This window comes from Neisseria sp. P0017.S009 (genome assembly GCF_051957375.1).
GTDB lineage: Bacteria > Pseudomonadota > Gammaproteobacteria > Burkholderiales > Neisseriaceae > Neisseria > Neisseria perflava.
This window is the reverse complement of the sequence record NZ_JBQCWL010000049.1, coordinates 1-230: the sequence shown is the minus strand read 5'-3', so window position 1 is coordinate 230 and position 230 is coordinate 1. Positions and strand designations below refer to the sequence as shown.

Sequence of the window (230 nt, the reverse complement as noted above, 5' to 3'; positions counted from 1 at the left end):
CCACTCGAGCACCCCACAAAAGCAGGGCCTTTCCGTTCGACTTGCATGTGTTAAGCACGCCGCCAGCGTTCGTCCTGAGCCAGGATCAAACTCTCCAATGAAAAAATATCACCCACCCACACACGCACACACAGCACGCACACAGGCAACAGTGACACCACGAAGAATCCAATACACTAACCCCAAACACTAACCAAAAAATATTCAGTCACATGTCCAGAATCACAAAG

General features: G+C 49.6%; 1 rRNA gene. It reads right to left on the bottom strand.

Features of this window, described 5'->3' with window-relative positions:
- Positions 1-101: ribosomal RNA gene (locus ACTHTG_RS11270) — 16S ribosomal RNA — on the bottom strand; the annotation flags it as partial.
- Positions 102-230: the final 129 nt, after the last annotated feature.